This is a genomic window from Flavobacterium chungnamense (assembly GCF_039539165.1).
Lineage (GTDB): Bacteria > Bacteroidota > Bacteroidia > Flavobacteriales > Flavobacteriaceae > Flavobacterium > Flavobacterium chungnamense.
Window position 1 is genome coordinate 138224 of the sequence record NZ_BAABCS010000016.1, and the last position, 19421, is coordinate 157644.

A 19421-nucleotide genomic window follows, 5' to 3' on the forward strand; every position below is an offset into this window, starting at 1 on the left:
AATTATATCTTGGTAATTACCAACTCAACACGTCGGTCATATTCTGGTTCTTTACCAAGCGGAACAGTATTTCCGTATCCTTTAAATGTCATTCTGTTTTTTGGAACTCTTCTAAATGCCAAATATTTATAGACAGATTGTGCTCTATTGGTTGATAATTGACGTTTTTTAGTGTCTTTATCAATAGCTTCTTTTTGATTGGGTGGAGTGCAACAAACATGTCCTTGAATTTCAAACTCAATGTTTTTATATCTCAAACACAAAAGCGCTACCTTATCTAATTCACTTTTGGCTTTAGTTGTAAGGTGACTGCTACCTTTGTCAAAAAGAATATTTTCAAGATAAATATGATCGCCTACCACATGATTTTTTTGAATCATATTATAAAACCCAGGCAAAACCAATTTAGGAAGTTCTTTTAGGTTTAAAACAACGTCCACACGGCGATTTTTAGAGCGTTTTTCGGGAAGATTATCTACAATATCATCATCTATAAGTATTCTACCTTTTCCTTCAATGGTAACAATGATTTTGTTTTTGACACCATTTTCTATCAGCTTATTTTGGATGGTATTGGCTCTGTTTGTAGAAAGTTTAAAATTATAAGCTTCTTTTCCAATGTCATCGGTATAACCAAAAATTTGTACTGATTCAATTCTTGTAGAATCCATATTTTTAATGAAATTGACTACTTCTTTGGCTTGTTTTTCATCTAAAGAAAATTTATCAAATTCAAAATAAACAGAATAAACTGCTTCCTCTTGGGCAGAAACAAAACCAAAAAACAAAAGGGGTAAATATTTTAAAAATCGAAACATTATTGTAGTATTTTGTTGTACTCAGTTGGGTTAGCCAAAATAGAACTCGCTTTAGCAATTTCTGGATTATTTTTTACATAAAATTGGTACAATCCTTCTTTGTATTGATAACGTTTAATAATTTCATCCAGAATTAATTTCTTAATTTCCTTCTGATTTTTATCTAAAAGTGCTTCTTCACTTTTTTGCAGAGCAGCAAATAATTGATCGTATTGAACTTTTATAGTTTCGTCAATCTTTTCTTTTTTTGCTTTTTCTAAAGTGTTTTTCAACGCCAATTCTGTTTCGGTGTCGAAGCTAATTTTTTCCTTTTTTAAAAATGCTTTAAAGTCTGCAAAATCTGCATCGGTAATGGTTGGAATTTTATCTCCAAGTGAAGGATTTTTGTAGTAGTAATTAGTTACATAATTAAAAATACCATCGTTTTTTTGAAGAACCTCAGCAATAGTGCTTAGTTTAGTTTCTTCCAATTCTATATCAGGCTGAATTCCTCCACCATCATAAACCGTTCTTCCTTTTTTGGTTTTGAAAGCTGTATATTTTGAGGCATCTGTACGAGTAGCTTTTCCGTCTTTGTCTTTATGCCAATAGTCTAATGCCTGAATACATCTTCCGGATGGAGTATAATATCGAGAAATTGTAACTTTTACTTGAGTTCCATAAGTCATATCAATTGGTCTTTGAACCAAACCTTTTCCGAAACTTCGGCTACCAATTACAACGGCACGATCTAAATCTTGCAAAGCACCAGAAACAATTTCTGAAGCCGAAGCACTTTTTCCATCAACAATAATAGCTAGTGGAATTTGTAAATCAATAGGTTCTTTAGTAGTCTTGTAAGTAACATTATACTTAGGATTTTTAGATTTAGTTGTTACAATAACTTCACCTTTGGGCACAAAAAGATTGCACACATTTACAGCTTCGTTCAAAAGACCTCCCGGATTTCCTCTTAAATCTAAAATGATTCTTTCCGCACCATCAGCTTTTAGTTTTTCAAGTGCTTCTTTGGTTTCTTGAGTGGTTTTTCTGTTGAAAGCAGAAAGCACAATATATCCTGTTTTTTCATCAATTTTTGAGAAAAACGGAACGGCTTTTATTTCTACTTCATCTAAAACGATTTGTGCTGTTAGTTTTTTTCCTTGACGAAGGTATTTTACTTCAACTTTAGTGTTTTTGGCTCCTTTTAATAATTGAGACGCGTCTTCTTTAAAATCTGCTAAAAGCACATCTCCAATTTGAATAATGGCATCACCAGCTTTCAATCCTGCTTTATCTGCAGGAAAACCTTTGTAAGGTTCTTTTATGATTAGCTTATCTTCTTTTCGAGTAATCATCGCGCCAATTCCAGTATATTCGCCAGTGTTGTTTATTTTAAATTTTACAACATCTTGTTCGTTGAAATAATTAGTATACGGATCTAAATCTGCTAACATACTTTTGATAGCTTTATCCATCAATTCAGAAGGATTTACTTCATCAACATAGTTTTGATTTACGGTTTTGAAAAGCGTTGTGAAAATTTCAATTTGCTTGGCAATTTCAAAAAAATCGTCTTTGAAACTAGCGCCAACAAATAAAAAACCCGAGGCAACAATTGGAATTATATATCTTTTTTTAAAGTACTGAAACATAATTGTATTTCTTTTTTCTTGAATTTTATTTTACGAATGTAATAAACAGCGTCAAATATATTGTAATAAGATTAGAAAACTATTTTTTTAATTAATCATTAATAGTTCAATTTCAAATTTCCTTCTTTAAGAGTAGTAATCCATTTTTCGAAAAGCAAAATTGTTTTTTCATTTATTTCGGAATAAGTCAGTCGTTCTTTGGTTTGATAAAAAAACATGATAGCATATTTTTGGTCTAAATTATCGAGAATCAAATGTTTATTTAATCGATAGCATTCTCTTAAAACGCGTTTAAAGTAATTTCTATCCACAGCATGTTTGAAATGTTTTTTGGAAACAGAAACGCCAAATTTTATTTTTCCTTCGCAATCTTCTATAGGTGTATAAACCAATCGTAAAGGAAATTTTGAGACAGATTTTCCTTCAGTAAAAAGCAAATCGATAGTTTTTCTGCTTTTAAGTTTTTCGTTTTTCGGATATTTGAAATCCACTTCTGTTGACAAATTATTTGGTAGTATAAATATTGTACACCATTTTCAAATCTGGATAGTTGATGTAAAATTGCATTCTATTGTTTTCTTTTTTGCGAGTTACAATAAGAATAGCACATTTAACACCATCATTATCGGTACAAATAAAACCTAAAGTGTCATCATTTTCATTGGATGTTTTTTCAAGATAAGATTCAATCTTATACAATTGAAGCTCTTTTGAATTAATAACAAATCGGTCTTTATTTGCATCTAAAGTAATTATAATTTCAGCTTTTTTAAATTCAGTCCATTCGTTCCAACCTCCTTTAGAATTTTTATCCATAACACTCAAACTACTCGTTTTGAAAGTGTAGACTTGTGCTGAGGTTTTATGTAAACCTAGGTTTAGGGTAAGTAAAAAAAGTATAAAATGTAAAGGTTTCATATGTTTAAATTTTATTTTTTTTGGTAACATATGTTATCGCTTTTAATCAAAGGTGTTTGCTTGTGCAAACTTTAGTTTAAGGCGATTTCATAAATAAGAAATTTAATCGAGTGTAAAATTACAAATTCTATTCCAAAAAAAAGCGTTCCAACTTTAGAACGCTTTTTGGTTTATTTTATTTCATATAAGAAAATATGATTTTTATAGGTCATATATGGTATCGCCTTTATTTATTGGTGTTTGCTTGCGCAAACTTTTATTTTGTGGCGATTTCGTAAGAATTATTATCAGGCATTACATCTGCCATTAAACTGCTTGGATCAATACTAATTTTTTTAATTGCTGTTTTCTCTTTATCAATTTCAAAGAAATAATTTGGATTTCCCCATGCCCAATCTTTCAGCACTGTTCTTTTAATTTCAGGAGTTGGGTTTTCTTTTTCAAAACTCATCATTCGCAACGGAATGTAAAAAGTTTCTTTTGTGCCATCGGTATATTCTACTAAAATATCTATTGGCATTGGCATTCTTCCAATTCTTTCGAGAGAAACACCAGTTTTTTTAACACCATCTGTTGCGCTATCAACATTTTTAATTCCGTAATCAATAGTGTTCAAAGTTTTAGTCCAATCAGTTAAATACCAATCTAGATTTGCTCCCGAAACCCTTTCTGCTGTTCGTTTTATATCGTTTGGAGTTGGATGCTTGAATTTGAATTCTGAGTAAAATCTTTTTACTGTTTTCATCAAATTCTCTTTTCCAATAAGATATTCTAACTGAGTTAAGAAAAGTTCGCCTTTACTATAAGAAGCAATGCTATAACTTCTATTTTCGTCATATCGATCTGAATGTGTTGATAGTGGTTGTTCTTTGCCAGAATTAGCCAAATTGATATACGATTTATAAGAACCTGAAAAAGGATTGGCTGATTTTTTCTCAGCAAGTTCGTTGACTCCCAAATCTTCAATAAAAGAGGTAAATCCTTCGTCCATCCATGAGTGTTTACTTTCATTTGTTGCAAGTACATGTTGAAACCATGAATGTCCCATTTCGTGAGCAATTACTCCAACAAGTCCTTCAAAAGTTCCTTCTCCCAAGATTAAGGTGCACATGGCATATTCCATTCCGCCATCACCACCTTGTATAACAGAATATTGCTCATAAGGATATTTGCCAACAATAGTGTTGAAATAGTTCATTAACGCAGCAGTTTTCGGTTGAGCTTGTTTCCAGTTTTCAAGAATTTTAGGATTGTTTTTGTAAATAAAATGAAGTGTTGTTCCGAAATCTGTTTTTACAACATCATGAAGGTAATTTCTGTCAGCAGCCCAAGTAAAATCGTGCACCATTGGAGCAAAAAAATGCCAAGTTAATGCTTTCTGTTTTTTAGGGATTTTTACAATAACACCTTCGTTTTGATAGTTATATCCAATTTCATTTCCGTTTTGAAGATAACCAGTTCCTCCTAAAAGATATTTCTTATCAATTGTTATTTTTACATCAAAGTTACCCCAAACACCATGAAATTCTCTTGCGATGTAAGGATCGGCGTGCCATCCTTCAAAATCAAATTCGGCAATTTTAGGATACCATTGTGCCATTGAAAGTTCTACACCTTCTTTGTTATTTCGTCCAGAACGGCGAATTTGAATTGGAACTTGTCCATCAAAATCTAATGTAAAAGTTGAGGTTTTACCTGGTAAGATAGGATTTGCTAAAGTAACTTCTAAGATAGTTTCTACTTCTTTAGCAACAGCACTTTGGCCGTCTTGTTTAAAATTTGAAATGTGTAAATAACCAATTTCATTTGGTAGTAATTTGGCTATTCTACTTTCGTTTTTAGTTGTTTTATCGTCAACTTTAATTTTATTTACCATTCTACCATCTGGATCTTTTACAGACTGTAATCGCATATCCATTTCGCTTCCTGGTTGAAAAGCATTGTTGTACAAATGATAGAAAACTTTTCGTAAAGTATCTGAAGAATTATTAGTGTAAATTAATTCTTGTTTTCCTTTGTATTGGTATGTTTTAACATCCATCGAAACTTCCATTTTGTAATCAGCTTTTTGTTGCCAATAACCATTACTTTGCGAAAAAGAAGTTGAAAAACTTGTAATAAAAAAAGAAAGCGCAATAAATTTTTTCATCAGATTTTAAATAAAAAATGGAAGAACGTTATGCTCTTCCATTAGTTTGATATATAGTTTTTTATTTTTTTGACATTTGTTCTGCCATTAACAAAGCATTGTAAGCATTAACAATTTTACCTGAAACACAAGTATTAGAAAAAGGAATCGTTGTTTTTTGTTCACCTACAACAACAGTTGTAGAGATTGGAGTTCCAGAATCCATAAGAATATGTTTCACCTGAGATGCTGTCAAATTTGGATAATAAGAACGAATTAACGCAGCAACTCCAGCAGCATTTGGTGATGCCATTGATGTTCCTTGTTCATATTTGTATTTGTTGTTCGGAATAGTTGCATAAATTTTAACTCCAGGAGCAAAAACATCAACGTTTTTCAAACCATAATTTGAGAAATCAGCAACAAGTTTTGAGCCATATTCATGGTTTAAAGCTCCAATTGTGATAAGATTATCAGCAATTTCAGTTCCATTTACTTCATCTGTTGGGAAATTTGGAGCCGTATCAATATTTTTTGAATCATTTCCAGCTGCATGAACTATTAAAACGTCTTTGCTAGCCGCATATTTTATAGCATCTTGAACCCAATCAGAATGTGGCGAATAGTCTTTTCCAAAACTTCCATTAATTACTTTAGCACCATTATCTACAGCATAGCGAATAGCTAATGCAATATCTTTATCATATTCATCTCCGTTTGGAACAGCACGAAGAGCCATTATTTCTACATTGCTAGTCACAACGCCATCTCCACCTTTATTGTTTCCTTTTACTTGAGCAATAATTCCAGCTACGTGTGTACCATGAAGTGCATCTTCAACATCCGGGCCTTTTAAGTTTCCGTTACCATATTTTTTATCATTAATGTCTTCAGGGTTATCACCAACAGCTTTTCTACCATCAAAATTAACATTCAAGTTATAGTTAATCTGGTCGTATACATAATCTATTTGACCTTTCATTTCCTCTTGAAAATTTGGACCAACTTGTGTTGCAACGCTCAACATTATCATTTTGTTTTGATTTAAAGCAGCATCCGTGGTAACGATTTTTTTCAAATCATCAATCGTGTAAATTTCTTTTTTCAAATGAGTTTTAATCGCTTTATCAGCTTTAGAAATCATATCCATTTGAGGTTTGTATTGCATCATTTCTGCTAATTTAGCATCTAATTCTGCTTTAGCTTCAGCATAATTTGGTGTATTTGGACCTTTTTTTACAATACGAGTTAACTCTAAATTCTCATCGGTTGCTTCACCTAAAAAGTTCCAACCATGAACATCATCAGTATATCCATTATTGTCATCGTCTTTTTTGTTACCAGCAATTTCTTTTTTATTGGTCCAGATTTTACCTTTCAAATCTTCGTGATCGATATCAAGTCCAGAATCTACTACACCAACTATAATTTTTGTCCCCTTTTTACTTTTCAAAAGCTCTTTATATGCTTTGTCAACACTCATTCCAGGAATAGTATCTTTAACTAAATCTAAATGACTCCATCTAAGCATATCAGCTTCACTAATTGGAGTTGTTTTTAATGGAGTTTTATCAATATTGGCTGGATTAGTTCCAATAATTGGAGCTAATGATGGACTACAACTTGTAAGTGCAAGCGCTACTACAGCGGAGATAAAAAAAGGTTTAATAAATTTCATTATTTTTATTTTTTTTAAAAATTGGTTTAAAAGTATTTAGTTTTATTAGAATTTAAAAATGATTAACATTAGATTAAGACATCTTCACATTTAAAAACTTCTTTCAATCGAATGCCTTTTTCTGTTTTTTCTACGGTGATGATTTCGTTATGCGCATCGTGTTCCAACAATAAGTAAAAATTATTTTCCGCACAATTTTCTAAAAACTTCGATTTTTCAGGCATTGTTAAAAGTGGTCGCGTATCATAACCCATAACATAAGGTAAAGGTAAATGTCCGGCAGTTGGAATCAAATCGGCACAAAAAACAATAGTTTTATCTTGATATTGAATATGCGGAATCATCATTTTTTCTGTGTGCCCATCAACGAAGAAAACTCCAAAATCAAGTTCCGACTTTTCTAAGAAATCACTTTCAGGTCTTTTTATGAAATTAAGTTGACCGCTTTCTTGCATTGGTAAAATATTTTCTGAAAGAAATGATGCTTTCTCACGCTGATTTGGTTTGGTTGCCCATTCCCAATGGTTTTCATTGGTCCAAAATTTGGCATTCTTGAAAGCAACTTCAAAACCTGTTTTGTCTTTATTCCAATTTACGCTTCCGCCACAATGATCAAAATGCAAATGCGACATAAAAACATCGGTTACATCATCACGATGAAAACCATATTTAGCCAATGATTTATCTAAGGAATGATTTCCCCAAAGCGAATAATAACTAAAAAATTTTTCCGATTGTTTATTTCCCATGCCAGTGTCAATAAGGATTAAGCGATTCCCTTCTTCAATTAAAAGACAACGAGCCGCAATGTCAATAAGATTATTTTCATCAGCCGGATTGGTTTTATTCCAAATGGTTTTTGGTACTACACCAAACATAGCCCCTCCATCTAACTTAAAATTTCCTGCTTCAATTGGGTAAAGTTTCATGATTTTTATTTTAAAAACGTTGCAATTTACTAAATAGGTTGGTTTGATAAACGATAAAATCAATTTTTTCTATGGAAATATTAGTTATAAAAATGTTAGCGTTTGTTGATAAAATCGATAATTGTAGTAACTTTGCGGTTAATTTAGACAAAATCAAAATAAGCAATGATAAAAGTTTCTGATTCAGCAAGCAAAAAAATCATCGACATGATGAAAGATGACGGTTTTGACGCTGCCCAAGATTACGTTAGAGTAGGCGTAAAAAGCGGTGGTTGCTCGGGTTTGTCATATGAATTAAAATTTGACAAAGAGCTTGGAGAAAACGATAAAGTTTTTGAAGATAATAATATAAAAATTGCCGTTGAGAAGAAATCGTTTTTGTATTTAGCAGGAACAATTTTAGAATTTTCAGGCGGATTGAACGGAAAAGGATTTGTATTTAATAATCCAAATGCAAGTAGAACTTGTGGTTGCGGAGAATCATTTTCGTTATAAAAAACTATGGCAAAATATACTGAAGACGACTTAAAAGTCGAATTAGAAAATAAAGAATACGAATATGGATTCTACACCGATTTGGATTCGGAGACGTTTCCTATTGGGTTAAACGAAGACATTGTTCGTGCGATTTCTTTGAAAAAAGAAGAACCACAATGGATGACTGATTGGCGTATTGAAGCTTTTCGTGCATGGCAAGAAATGGTTGAACCAGAATGGGCAAATGTTCATTATGAAAAACCCGATTTTCAAGCCATTTCATACTATTCAGCACCAAAAAAAGCGGATCCAAATAAAACACTCGACGATGTAGATCCAGATCTTTTAGAGATGTATAAAAAATTGGGAATTTCTGTCGACGAACAAAAAATGATGAACAATGTTGCTATGGATATTGTAGTCGATTCCGTTTCGGTAGCTACTACTTTCAAGAAAACATTGGCGGAAAAAGGCATCATTTTCATGAGTATTTCGGAAGCCATTCGTGAATATCCAGAATTAGTTCAAAAATATTTAGGAACCGTTGTACCTCAAAGAGATAATTTTTATGCAGCATTAAATTCGGCTGTTTTTTCCGACGGAAGTTTCTGTTATATTCCAAAAGGCGTTCGTTGTCCGATGGAATTATCAACCTATTTTAGAATAAATCAAGCAGGAACAGGTCAATTTGAAAGAACACTTCTTATTGCTGATGAAGGCAGTTATGTTTCTTACTTAGAAGGTTGTACAGCACCAAGTCGTGATGAAAATCAATTGCACGCAGCTGTTGTGGAGTTAATTGCTTTAGACGATGCTGAAATCAAATATTCAACCGTTCAAAACTGGTATCCTGGAAATAAAGAAGGAAAAGGCGGCGTTTTTAATTTTGTAACCAAAAGAGGAATTTGCGAAAAAAATGCAAAAATCTCATGGACGCAAGTTGAAACAGGTTCGGCAGTAACATGGAAATATCCTTCAGTGGTTTTAAAAGGAGATAATTCAATAGGCGAATTTTATTCGATTGCGGTTACAAATAATTTTCAACAAGCCGATACAGGAACTAAAATGGTTCATTTAGGAAAAAACACTAAATCAACTATTATTTCAAAAGGAATTTCTGCAGGAAAATCACAAAACAGTTATAGAGGATTGGTTAGAATTAGTGCTAATGCAGATAATGCTAGAAATTTCTCGCAATGTGACTCCCTTTTGATGGGAAATAATTGTGGTGCGCATACGTTTCCATATATTGAAAGTAAAAATTCAAGCGCCAAAATCGAACATGAAGCAACGACTTCAAAAATCGGTGAAGACCAAGTGTTCTATTGCAATCAAAGAGGAATTCCAACCGAAAAAGCAATTGCATTGATTGTAAATGGTTTCAGTAAAGAAGTTTTGAATAAATTACCAATGGAATTTGCGGTTGAAGCTCAAAAATTATTGGAAATTTCGTTAGAAGGTTCCGTAGGATAATCAATATTAAATCAGAATAAAAAACACATTCAAAAAATGTTATCAATAAAAAATTTACACGCTTCAGTTGAAGACAAAGAAATATTAAAAGGAATTAATCTTGAGATAAAAGCTGGAGAAGTTCACGCTATAATGGGACCAAATGGTGCCGGGAAATCAACACTTTCTTCCATCATTGCAGGAAATGAAAATTACGAAGTTTCGGAAGGTGAAATCCTTTTAGAAGGTGAAGATATTTCAGAATTAGCTCCAGAAGAAAGAGCACACAAAGGTGTTTTCTTGTCGTTTCAATATCCAGTAGAAATTCCAGGAGTTTCTGTTACGAATTTTATCAAAACAGCCATCAACGAGAAGAGAAAAGCTAACGGGCAAGAAGAAATGCCAGCCAATGAAATGTTGAAGTTAATTCGTGAAAAATCAGAATTATTGGAAATGGATAGAAAATTCTTGTCACGTTCATTAAACGAAGGTTTTTCTGGTGGAGAAAAGAAACGTAATGAAATCTTCCAAATGGCAATGTTAGAACCAAAAATCGCGATTCTTGACGAAACCGATTCAGGTCTTGATATTGATGCGCTTCGAATTGTAGCTAATGGCGTTAACAAATTGAAAAATGAAAACAACGCAGTGTTAGTAATCACGCACTACCAACGTTTGTTAGATTATATTATTCCAGATTTTGTTCATGTATTAATGGACGGAAAAATCGTAAAGTCCGGAGGAAAAGAGTTGGCTTACGAATTAGAAGAAAAAGGATACGATTGGATAAAAAGTGAATTAGTTTAAAAAGTTATCAGTTGTCTGTTATCGGTTTCAAACTGACAACAAAAACAACTGACAACCGACAACAAAATTATGGATTTAAAAGAAAAATTAGTATCGTCTTTCATGGCTTTTGAAGAGCAAATCGATGTGACTTCTCAGTTGCACGATGTACGTACTTCGGCTATAAAAAACTTTGAAAATAAAGGTTTCCCAACCAAAAAAGAGGAAGCATGGAAATATACTTCGTTGAACGCCATCTTAAAAAATGACTTCACCGTTTTTCCAAAACACGAGAATGCTATTGAATTCGCTGAGGTTAAAAAATACTTCTTGCACGAAATTGACACCTACAAAGTGATTTTTGTGGACGGAAAATTCTCTTCGTTTTTATCATCAACTACACATGATGGATTGGATGTTTGCTTAATGTCATCGGCATTGACCAAACCAAAATACAAAATGGTTATTGACGAGTATTTCAATAAAATCGCTAGTAAAGACGAGACTTTAACTACGTTGAATACCGCTTTTGCAAACGAAGGTGCGTACATCAACATTCCGAAAAGTAAAGTGGTTGAAAAACCAATCGAAATCATTTATTTTTCTACAGGAAAAGAAGATGCTTTGATGGTGCAACCTCGAAATTTGGTAATTGTAGGCGAAAATGCTCACGTTCAAATCATTGAAAGACATCAATCCTTGAATGAGAATCCAGTATTGACCAATTCGGTTACAGAGATTTTTGCTCAAAAACGTGCTATCGTAGATTATTATAAAATTCAAAATGATTTACTAACGGCAAACCTAATTAATAATACGTATATTTCTCAAAAACAAGAAAGTAGAGTTTCGGTGCATACGTTTTCTTTTGGTGGAAATATCACTAGAAATAACTTGAATTTCTATCATTTTGGAGAAAGAATCGATTCAACTTTAAAAGGAATTACGATTATTGGCGACAAGCAACATGTTGATCATTATACGCTTGTAAATCATGCAACGCCTAATTGCGAAAGCCATCAAAATTATAAAACGATTTTAGCAGACAGTTCAACAGGAGTTTTCAACGGAAAAATTTACGTAGAAAAAGAAGCTCAAAAAACGGATGCTTTCCAGCAAAATAACAATATTTTAATTGGTGATAAAGCAACAATAAACGCAAAACCACAATTAGAAATTTTTGCCGATGATGTAAAATGTTCGCACGGTTGCACCATAGGTCAATTAGACGAAAGTGCAATGTTTTACATGCAACAACGCGGTATTCCAAGGAAAGAAGCTAAAGCACTATTGATGTATGCGTTTTCAAATACTGTAATCGAAAGCATAAAAATACCTGAATTAAAACAACGAATTACTAAGATTATTGCTAATAAATTGGGTGTTAATTTAGGGTTTGATTTATAGAAAAAAAGCAATTTTAATACAGCAAAAAAGCTTTCCATTTCGGAAAGCTTTTTTTATAATTAAAGTTTTTATGATTCGTCCTTAGTTGTTTTAATCAATCCTATACCAGAAACAAAAAACACAACACCCAATACTCCATAAATAATTAATGACTTTATATCTCTTTCACTTCCAGCTGTACTTGAAAAAACTATGGCAGTATATACAAGTCCAACAATTCCTAAAATTGTAAGGAATCCACCAAAAATCCTTTTCATATTCATGATTTTATTTTTTTAGATTACCTAACAAAAGTAGTTACAAGTTAACCAGAAATATTACACATTTAAAGTAAAAACTTATATTTTTATGTGCCTATTTTCCTAAACTCCTAACAATCCCACTCAACAACCCATTAAAATCAAATTCAGGATCTTCTTTCAATCCCATTCGAACGATAACTAAATCGTGACTTGGGAAAATTGCTACCATTTGTCCTTGATAGCCACTTGCGTAGAACATGTCTTTTGGAGCATTTGGAAATCTTCCTCCAGCGTTTAACCAAAATTGTGCACCATATTGTCCATCGGAAGTATTCGTTGGTGTAGACACGTATTTCGCCCAACTTTCGTCAAAGATTTGTTCGCCGTTCCAATTGCCTTTGTGTAAGTACAATAAGCCGAATTTTGCCCAATCACGTGTGGTTGCCCAACCATAGGACGAACCCACAAAATTTCCAGCCATATCGGTTTCAACAATTGCAGAATTCATGCCGGTTTTGTCTAATAAATTGCTGTACCAAAAATCCAAATATTCTTGATGCGTTTTGAATTGTTTTCGCAAAATCCCACTCAATAAATTAGTTGTTCCTGAAGAGTAATTCCAAGTGTTATTGGGTTTTCCAATTAGTGGTTTATTGATTTGTGATTTAGTCATATCTTCTTCAATGAAAAGCATTTTAGTCACATCCGAAATTTTTCCATAATCTTCTTCCCATTCCAATCCTGAATTCATGTGAAGTAAATCGTTTGTGGTAATTTTTGAACGTTCGTCGTTCTTCCATTCCGCAATTGGAGCTGGCTTCATGATATCGAATTTGCCTTGTTTTTGCAAGATTCCAAATAAAGTTCCTGTGATACTTTTAGTCATTGACCAACCTAAAATTCTTGAGTTTTTATTGAAACCATCAGCGTATTTTTCGGCAATAATTTTGTTTTTATAAATTACAATTACCGAGCGTGTCCGCTTGTCTTTTTGACCTTTTTTATCGAAAGCATTTTCAACAACAGCTTTTAATTTGACATAGTCAATATTTGAAAAAACAGTGTCTTTTGGTTCTAAATTTCCATAAGGAAAAGGTAAATTAGTATTAATTTTAGTCCTTTTCGGAACATTGTAAGGTTTTGAAAAATCAAAATCATCGTTAATCAATGTTGCTCCTAATCCTTCACGATAAATAGCTTTTCGTTCTTTTAATCCATAAACTTTTGAAGTAACAAATCGTTCCGCGTCATTAATTTCATTGGTTGCCCAATCTATTTTATCAATATCATTATCGCCTTGTTCAATGGTTTCCAAAGAACGATTGTCTAAAAAATGTCCTGAGGTAACGCTTTTAGATGAAAAACCAGTTATCATATCAAGCTGCGGATAAATTTCTATTCGAAGATAAACTAAAACTAATATTAGTAAAACCGCGAATATTTTGAAGAATTTTTTCATTGTAAATAGATTTTCATGCAATTTATAAATTAAAAATGAAATCAGTAATCATTACAAAATTTTACATCTATAAAACTATGATTTTATTAACATCTGTTTGGTAAAAATCAGTTTCAATTTTATTACTTTTGTATTTAGAAAAATTCTAAATAAAGAAATGTTAGATATAAATAAAATACGTGCTGATTTCCCAATATTATCGCAACAGATTTATTGTAAACCGTTGATTTATTTTGATAATGGCGCTACTTCGCAAAAACCTAAAGTAGTCATTGATGCTATTACAAAATATTATGAGCAATTGAATGCAAATATTCATAGGGGTGTGCATAAATTGAGTCAGGATGCTACCGATGCGTATGAGATCTCTCGTGGTAAAGTTCAAAATCATATCAATGCTAAATTTCCATATGAAGTAATTTTCACTTCGGGAACTACACATTCTATAAATGCTGTTGCAAATGGATTTGCTTCAATTTTGAAAACAGGTGATGAGGTTTTGGTTTCTGCTTTAGAACATCATAGTAATATTGTGCCTTGGCAAATGTTGTGCGAAAAAACCGGAGCCGTTTTGAAAGTAATTCCAATGAATGAGGCTGGTGAATTAATACTATCAGAGTATGATAATTTGCTTTCAAATAAAACTAAAATTGTAACCGTAAATCATATTTCAAATGCCTTGGGAACGATTAATCCTATTGAATATATGATTAAAAAAGCACATGAAGTTGGTGCAGCTATTTTAATTGATGGTGCACAAGCAACACCGCATTTAAAACCTGATGTTCAAGCTTTAGATTGTGATTTTTATGTGTTTTCAGGACATAAAATTTGTGGACCAACAGGCGTTGGAATTTTATATGGAAAAGAAGAATGGCTTCGAAAATTACCTCCTTATCAAGGTGGTGGTGAAATGATTGCAACGGTTTCATTTGAAAAAACCACTTATGCCGATTTGCCTCATAAATTTGAAGCAGGAACACCCAACATTGAAGGTGGAATTGTACTTGGAACAGCAATTGATTACATGAATGAAATTGGTTTTGACAATATTGCTTCCTACGAACAAGAATTATTAGAATACGGAACAAAAAAACTTTTAGAAATAGAAGGTTTAAAAATCTATGGAACGGCTAAAGAAAAAGCTTCTGTAATTTCGTTTAATATTGATGACATTCATCCTTATGACATTGGCACGATAATAGATAAATTAGGAATAGCAGTAAGAACTGGGCATCATTGTGCACAACCGATAATGGATTTCTTTTGTATTCCAGGAACTATTAGAGCAAGCTTTGCCTTTTATAATACTAAGGAAGAAATCGATATATTTGTCGAAGCAGTTAAAAAAGCTAAAATGATGCTAACTTAAACAATCATTATGAAAGTATTTACATTATTAGTACTAACCATTTTCATGGCAAAAGGATGTTCACAAGAGGCAAAAAACGATATTGCTAATGCAAAAATTGTTTACACAGCTAATACACGTGGTTTTTATCAAAAAATAACAATACAAAATCAAGAAATTTCTGTTTCTAGAGAAAGAGACTCCGCCGACAAAGGAGTTACTTCCAAAATTTCTGATGCTGATTGGAAAGAGTTAGTTGGATATTTTGAAAAAATAGAACTTGATAGTTTATCAACCTATAAAGACCCGACTCAAAAAAGAGTTTATGATGGGGCAGCCATTGCGGAGTTGATAATTAATTACAAAGAGAAAGAATATCAAACCAAAAATTTTGACCATGGTTATCCACCAGTTGAAATTGAAAAGTTTGTGAACAAATTGGTTTCTTTGGTTAAAGAAGAATAAATAGATTATAATTGATACTGAAATAATTCAGCATAATATGACAATACAAGAAATACAGGACACAATTGTTGATGAATTTTCGATGTTTGACGATTGGATGCAACGCTACGAGTACATTATCGATTTAGGGAAAGCACTTCCTTTAATTGATGAAAATTACAAAACAGAAGATAATATTATAAAAGGGTGTCAATCTAAAGTTTGGGTTCATGCAGAACAAAATCATGATAAGATAGTTTTTACAGCAGATAGTGACGCTATTTTAACAAAAGGAATAATTGCAATATTGATTAGAGCCTTTTCAAATCAAAAAGCTGTGGATATTTTAGAGGCAAATACCGACTTTATAGATGAAATAGGATTGAAAGAACATCTTTCTCCAACTCGTGCCAATGGTTTGGTATCAATGATTAAACAAATAAAAATGTATGCTTTGGCTTATAATGCTAAAAATTAAATAATTATGGAAGAATTTAAAGACGAAATTAATTTAGGTGAGAATGTAGTTAAGGTTTTGAAAGGAATTTACGACCCAGAAATCCCTGTTGATATATATGAGTTAGGTTTGATTTATGACGTGATGATTAATGAGGATAATGAAGTAAAAGTATTAATGACTTTAACATCACCAAATTGCCCTGTAGCAGAAACTTTGCCACGTGAAGTGGAAGAAAAAGTAACTAAAATTGATGTTGTTAAATCATGCGAAGTTGAAATAACTTTTGATCCACCATGGAGCAAAGATTTAATGAGTGAAGAAGCAAAACTAGAATTAGGAATGTTATAAAATGTCAGAAGAAATTATAAATAAAGTTGCCAATTCTGTGCTTGAAGTTTTCGATTTGGAAGATTATTATCCAAATGGAGTTCGAACTCAAATAGACATATCAAAATGGCTTTATGAAGGATTTCTTTTGAAAGAGAAAGACTTTCGTGAAGCATTAAAAAATCACGATTGGTCGCAATATCAAGGTCATTTAGTTGCAGTATATTGTTCTACAGATGCCATAATTCCGGCTTGGGCAAGTATCCTTGTTACTGTTTATGTTTCTCCATTTGCAAAGAAGGTTGTTTTAGGTAATTTATCTGATTTAGATACTTTATTGTATCAAGAGATTTTGTCTGAAATTGATTATTCTACATATCAAGATAAGCCTGTTATTTTAAAAGGTTGTTCTAAAAAACCAGTACCAGAAAGTGCTTACATCATTGCAATTCAAAATCTTCAACGAGTTGCAAAAAGTATAATGTATGGCGAAGCATGTTCAGCGGTGCCATTATACAAGAAAAAGTAGTTTAAATTCTACAAAATCAACAGCTTACATTTTTTCATATGGTTTGTTAAAGTCAAATGTATTTTTACCTTTGCACTCGAAAATTTTAAAACAAAACAAAATGAAAAAAATTTTACTTTCAATACTTTTTTTAATGACTGTGAGTTTATCAATAGCTCAAACCGCAGAAAAAGAGAACTTAAAAAAAACTGAAGAAGCCGCAAAAGTTGCTGCAGATAAACCTAATGGATGGGTTAAAAAAGGGACTTTTACTTTTTTAGCAAATCAAGCAACTTTCAATAATTGGTTAGCAGGTGGTCAAAGTAACATCTCAGGAAATGTGGGATTAAATTATGATTTCAATTACAAAAGCGGAGATTGGAATTGGGACAACAGATTATTTGCTGCTTACGGTCTTACAAAAATAAAAGATCAAGAAATGCAAAAGTCTGATGATCGATTGGAATTCAATTCGTTATTGGGTAAAAAAGCTTCAGGATACTGGTTTTATTCAGCGTTTTTTAACTTTAAAACTCAATTAGATTCAGGTTTTGATTTAGCCTCTGGTATAAAAACTTCTCATTTCTTTTCACCTGCCTTTTTTCAATTTGGACCAGGTATGATGTGGAAAAAAAGTGACAATTTGAAAGTAAATATTGCTCCTGCAACTTCTAAATTAATTATTGTTCATCCTCATTTTACAACAGTTGGTTCTTCATTTGGTGTTGCACAAGGTGATAATACACGTTTTGAATTTGGAGCAGCGGTAAATGGTTATTACAAATTTAAGTTAATGGAAAATGTTACTGTTGAAAATATATTAAATTTATATTCAAACTATTTAGAAGATCCTCAAAATGTAGATATTGATTATACTTTAAATATCGCAATGAAAATAAATAAAACTTTATCCACAAATTTTGCATTCCAAACAATTTATGATGACAATGCATTCAGAGGTTTTCAAACTAGACAAATTATTGGTTTAGGGGTGAATTATGGTTTTTTATTCTTCTTTTTCTATAGCATCTTTGTAATCTGGATAAAGAAATTTATTGTACGGAAATCTAGTTACATGAATTTCTCTTACAGCTTCATAAACAATTTCTCTAAATTGTTCAAAGTTTTCTTTTTCTGTGGCAGAAATAAATAAGGCATTTTTTTCACCAACATTACTCATCCAAGTTTGTTTCCATTCATCCAAAGTGAAATGTTTAGATGTTCTTTCGGTTATTAGATCATCTTCTTCAATTGTAAGATGTTTATACGCATCAATTTTGTTAAAGACCATAATTGTTGGTTTGTCATTGCTTTTAATATCCATCAGAATCTGATTTACAGATGCTATATGATCTTCAAAATCAGGATGTGAAATATCAACAACATGAAGTAACAAATCAGCTTCACGAACTTCGTCTAATGTACTTTTAAATGACTCTACCAATTGAGTAGGTAATTTTCTAATAAACCCAACAGTATCAGACAATAAGAAAGGTAAATTTTTAATTACAACTTTTCTAACAGTTGTGTCTAATGTGGCAAATAATTTGTTTTCAACAAATACATCACTTTTTCCAACGGCATTCATCAAAGTTGATTTTCCAACGTTTGTATATCCAACCAAAGCAACTCTAACCATTGCACCACGATTACTTCTTTGAACAGACATTTGTCTATCTATTGTTTTAATTTTATCTTTTAATAAAGCAATTCTATCTCTAACAATTCTTCTATCAGTTTCAATTTCGGTCTCTCCTGGACCACGAAGACCAATACCTCCCTTCTGTCTCTCAAGGTGCGTCCACATTCCAGAAAGTCTTGGTAATAAATATTGACACTGAGCTAATTCTACTTGTGTTCTAGCATAGGAAGTTTCTGCTCTTTGGGCAAAAATATCCAAAATAAGATTGGTTCTATCTAATACTTTACAATCTAAAATTTTTGAAATATTCTTTTGTTGTGAAGGTGATAATTCATCATCAAAAATTACTGTAGATATTTCATGTTCTTTTACATAAAGATGAATTTCATCCATTTTTCCTGTACCTAAAAATGTCTTAGGATTTGGTTTATCCATTTTTTGCCAAAATCTTTTTACAACTTCACCTCCAGCAGTAAAAGTTAAAAATTCTAGTTCATCCAAATATTCAACAAGTTTTTCCTCATTTTGATTTTGAGTTACTATACCAACAACAACCGTTTTTTCAAAATCTATTTTTTCTTTTTCTAACATAATATTCTTTTCTATGTGCAAAAATAGACAAAATGCATAAAAAATCGACAATCTGCAACATGAAATATTTTTAGCAATTTTATTTAGTTAAAAACACCATTTTTATAGCTTTATTTATAAATTTTGTTAAATTTGGAGATTAAAACCAAACAAACACATAATAATAATTA

The 19421-nt window shown here is 31.9% G+C and carries 19 protein-coding genes and 1 pseudogene; 10 read left to right on the forward strand and 10 right to left on the reverse strand.

Going from position 1 to position 19421, the window contains the following annotated elements:
* Positions 1-2: 2 nt before the first annotated feature.
* From ABD771_RS08650 to ABD771_RS08680, 7 genes are all read right to left on the reverse strand, one after another.
* Positions 3-818 (reverse strand): OmpA family protein, encoded by an 816-nt coding sequence (locus tag ABD771_RS08650; RefSeq protein WP_345093586.1) that lies wholly within the window; start codon positions 816-818, stop codon positions 3-5.
* Entirely contained in the window at positions 818-2452 is a 1635-nt protein-coding gene (locus ABD771_RS08655; protein ID WP_345093588.1) for a S41 family peptidase, read from the reverse strand. Before ABD771_RS08655 ends, ABD771_RS08650 begins: the two co-directional genes overlap by 1 nt.
* Positions 2453-2550: 98 nt before the next feature.
* The gene (gene rnpA / locus ABD771_RS08660; RefSeq protein WP_345093710.1) at positions 2551-2943 is read right to left on the reverse strand and encodes a ribonuclease P protein component; all 393 of its coding nucleotides are present in this window, start codon (positions 2941-2943) and stop codon (positions 2551-2553) included.
* 13 nt (positions 2944-2956) lie between these two features.
* A complete protein-coding gene (locus ABD771_RS08665) occupies positions 2957-3370 on the reverse strand; it encodes a hypothetical protein (RefSeq protein ID WP_345093590.1) in 414 nt (137 codons plus the stop codon).
* Positions 3371-3626: 256 nt separating this feature from the next.
* The gene (locus tag ABD771_RS08670; protein ID WP_345093592.1) at positions 3627-5519 is read right to left on the reverse strand and encodes a M1 family metallopeptidase; all 1893 of its coding nucleotides are present in this window, start codon (positions 5517-5519) and stop codon (positions 3627-3629) included.
* A 61-nt stretch (positions 5520-5580) separates the two neighbouring features.
* A complete protein-coding gene (locus ABD771_RS08675; RefSeq protein ID WP_345093594.1) occupies positions 5581-7176 on the reverse strand; it encodes a S8 family peptidase in 1596 nt (531 codons plus the stop codon).
* A gap of 68 nt (positions 7177-7244) precedes the next feature.
* Positions 7245-8105, reverse strand: coding sequence for an MBL fold metallo-hydrolase (locus ABD771_RS08680; protein ID WP_345093596.1), 861 nt, complete (start codon positions 8103-8105; stop codon positions 7245-7247).
* A gap of 165 nt (positions 8106-8270) precedes the next feature.
* On the opposite strand from ABD771_RS08680, the gene ABD771_RS08685 reads away from it, so the two are divergent.
* The 4 genes from ABD771_RS08685 (at position 8271) to sufD (ending at position 12227) form a co-directional block, all read left to right on the forward strand.
* Positions 8271-8600 (forward strand): HesB/IscA family protein, encoded by a 330-nt coding sequence (locus ABD771_RS08685; RefSeq protein WP_345093598.1) that lies wholly within the window; start codon positions 8271-8273, stop codon positions 8598-8600.
* 6 nt (positions 8601-8606) lie between these two features.
* Positions 8607-10055 (forward strand): Fe-S cluster assembly protein SufB, encoded by a 1449-nt coding sequence (gene sufB / locus ABD771_RS08690; protein WP_345093600.1) that lies wholly within the window; start codon positions 8607-8609, stop codon positions 10053-10055.
* A gap of 36 nt (positions 10056-10091) precedes the next feature.
* Positions 10092-10841 carry a Fe-S cluster assembly ATPase SufC gene (gene sufC / locus ABD771_RS08695; RefSeq protein ID WP_298117636.1) on the forward strand — a complete coding sequence of 250 codons (750 nt, stop codon included), beginning with the start codon at positions 10092-10094 and terminating at the stop codon, positions 10839-10841.
* Positions 10842-10910: 69 nt separating this feature from the next.
* Entirely contained in the window at positions 10911-12227 is a 1317-nt protein-coding gene (sufD, locus tag ABD771_RS08700) for a Fe-S cluster assembly protein SufD (protein ID WP_345093603.1), read from the forward strand.
* A 68-nt stretch (positions 12228-12295) separates the two neighbouring features.
* On the opposite strand, the gene ABD771_RS08705 is transcribed toward sufD, so the two are convergent.
* Positions 12296-12484 (reverse strand): hypothetical protein, encoded by a 189-nt coding sequence (locus ABD771_RS08705; protein WP_345093606.1) that lies wholly within the window; start codon positions 12482-12484, stop codon positions 12296-12298.
* Positions 12485-12581: 97 nt separating this feature from the next.
* Positions 12582-13928: a serine hydrolase domain-containing protein gene (locus ABD771_RS08710; RefSeq protein ID WP_345093608.1), complete on the reverse strand. Its 1347-nt coding sequence runs from the start codon at positions 13926-13928 to the stop codon at positions 12582-12584.
* Positions 13929-14085: 157 nt separating this feature from the next.
* On the opposite strand from ABD771_RS08710, the gene ABD771_RS08715 reads away from it, so the two are divergent.
* From ABD771_RS08715 to ABD771_RS08740, 6 genes and pseudogenes are all read left to right on the forward strand, one after another.
* The gene (locus ABD771_RS08715; protein ID WP_345093610.1) at positions 14086-15300 is read left to right on the forward strand and encodes an aminotransferase class V-fold PLP-dependent enzyme; all 1215 of its coding nucleotides are present in this window, start codon (positions 14086-14088) and stop codon (positions 15298-15300) included.
* Positions 15301-15309: 9 nt separating this feature from the next.
* The gene (locus tag ABD771_RS08720) at positions 15310-15744 is read left to right on the forward strand and encodes a hypothetical protein (RefSeq protein WP_344815765.1); all 435 of its coding nucleotides are present in this window, start codon (positions 15310-15312) and stop codon (positions 15742-15744) included.
* Positions 15745-15781: 37 nt separating this feature from the next.
* Complete coding sequence (locus tag ABD771_RS08725) at positions 15782-16201, forward strand: SufE family protein (protein ID WP_345093613.1); 420 nt, start codon at positions 15782-15784, stop codon at positions 16199-16201.
* 6 nt (positions 16202-16207) lie between these two features.
* A complete protein-coding gene (locus ABD771_RS08730) occupies positions 16208-16531 on the forward strand; it encodes an SUF system Fe-S cluster assembly protein (protein WP_298117622.1) in 324 nt (107 codons plus the stop codon).
* A 1-nt stretch (position 16532) separates the two neighbouring features.
* A complete protein-coding gene (locus ABD771_RS08735; RefSeq protein WP_345093616.1) occupies positions 16533-17039 on the forward strand; it encodes a DUF2480 family protein in 507 nt (168 codons plus the stop codon).
* A gap of 100 nt (positions 17040-17139) precedes the next feature.
* Positions 17140-18024, forward strand: a pseudogene (locus tag ABD771_RS08740) (DUF3078 domain-containing protein); the annotation flags it as partial.
* On the opposite strand, the gene hflX reads toward ABD771_RS08740, so the two are convergent.
* Positions 18025-19251 carry a GTPase HflX gene (gene hflX, locus ABD771_RS08745; protein WP_345093618.1) on the reverse strand — a complete coding sequence of 409 codons (1227 nt, stop codon included), beginning with the start codon at positions 19249-19251 and terminating at the stop codon, positions 18025-18027. It lies immediately after the preceding pseudogene.
* Positions 19252-19421: the final 170 nt, after the last annotated feature.

Coding starts and splice junctions, on each gene's coding strand:
- hflX (WP_345093618.1), bottom strand. CDS start 19,251: ATGTTAGAAAAAGAAAAAATAGATTTTGAAAAAACGGTTGTTGTTGGT.
- ABD771_RS08705 (WP_345093606.1), bottom strand. CDS start 12,484: ATGAAAAGGATTTTTGGTGGATTCCTTACAATTTTAGGAATTGTTGGA.
- sufB (WP_345093600.1), top strand. CDS start 8,607: ATGGCAAAATATACTGAAGACGACTTAAAAGTCGAATTAGAAAATAAA.
- sufC (WP_298117636.1), top strand. CDS start 10,092: ATGTTATCAATAAAAAATTTACACGCTTCAGTTGAAGACAAAGAAATA.
- ABD771_RS08680 (WP_345093596.1), bottom strand. CDS start 8,105: ATGAAACTTTACCCAATTGAAGCAGGAAATTTTAAGTTAGATGGAGGG.
- ABD771_RS08670 (WP_345093592.1), bottom strand. CDS start 5,519: ATGAAAAAATTTATTGCGCTTTCTTTTTTTATTACAAGTTTTTCAACT.
- ABD771_RS08655 (WP_345093588.1), bottom strand. CDS start 2,452: ATGTTTCAGTACTTTAAAAAAAGATATATAATTCCAATTGTTGCCTCG.
- ABD771_RS08735 (WP_345093616.1), top strand. CDS start 16,533: ATGTCAGAAGAAATTATAAATAAAGTTGCCAATTCTGTGCTTGAAGTT.
- ABD771_RS08650 (WP_345093586.1), bottom strand. CDS start 818: ATGTTTCGATTTTTAAAATATTTACCCCTTTTGTTTTTTGGTTTTGTT.
- ABD771_RS08710 (WP_345093608.1), bottom strand. CDS start 13,928: ATGAAAAAATTCTTCAAAATATTCGCGGTTTTACTAATATTAGTTTTA.
- ABD771_RS08715 (WP_345093610.1), top strand. CDS start 14,086: ATGTTAGATATAAATAAAATACGTGCTGATTTCCCAATATTATCGCAA.
- ABD771_RS08665 (WP_345093590.1), bottom strand. CDS start 3,370: ATGAAACCTTTACATTTTATACTTTTTTTACTTACCCTAAACCTAGGT.
- sufD (WP_345093603.1), top strand. CDS start 10,911: ATGGATTTAAAAGAAAAATTAGTATCGTCTTTCATGGCTTTTGAAGAG.
- ABD771_RS08730 (WP_298117622.1), top strand. CDS start 16,208: ATGGAAGAATTTAAAGACGAAATTAATTTAGGTGAGAATGTAGTTAAG.
- ABD771_RS08725 (WP_345093613.1), top strand. CDS start 15,782: ATGACAATACAAGAAATACAGGACACAATTGTTGATGAATTTTCGATG.
- ABD771_RS08720 (WP_344815765.1), top strand. CDS start 15,310: ATGAAAGTATTTACATTATTAGTACTAACCATTTTCATGGCAAAAGGA.
- ABD771_RS08685 (WP_345093598.1), top strand. CDS start 8,271: ATGATAAAAGTTTCTGATTCAGCAAGCAAAAAAATCATCGACATGATG.
- ABD771_RS08675 (WP_345093594.1), bottom strand. CDS start 7,176: ATGAAATTTATTAAACCTTTTTTTATCTCCGCTGTAGTAGCGCTTGCA.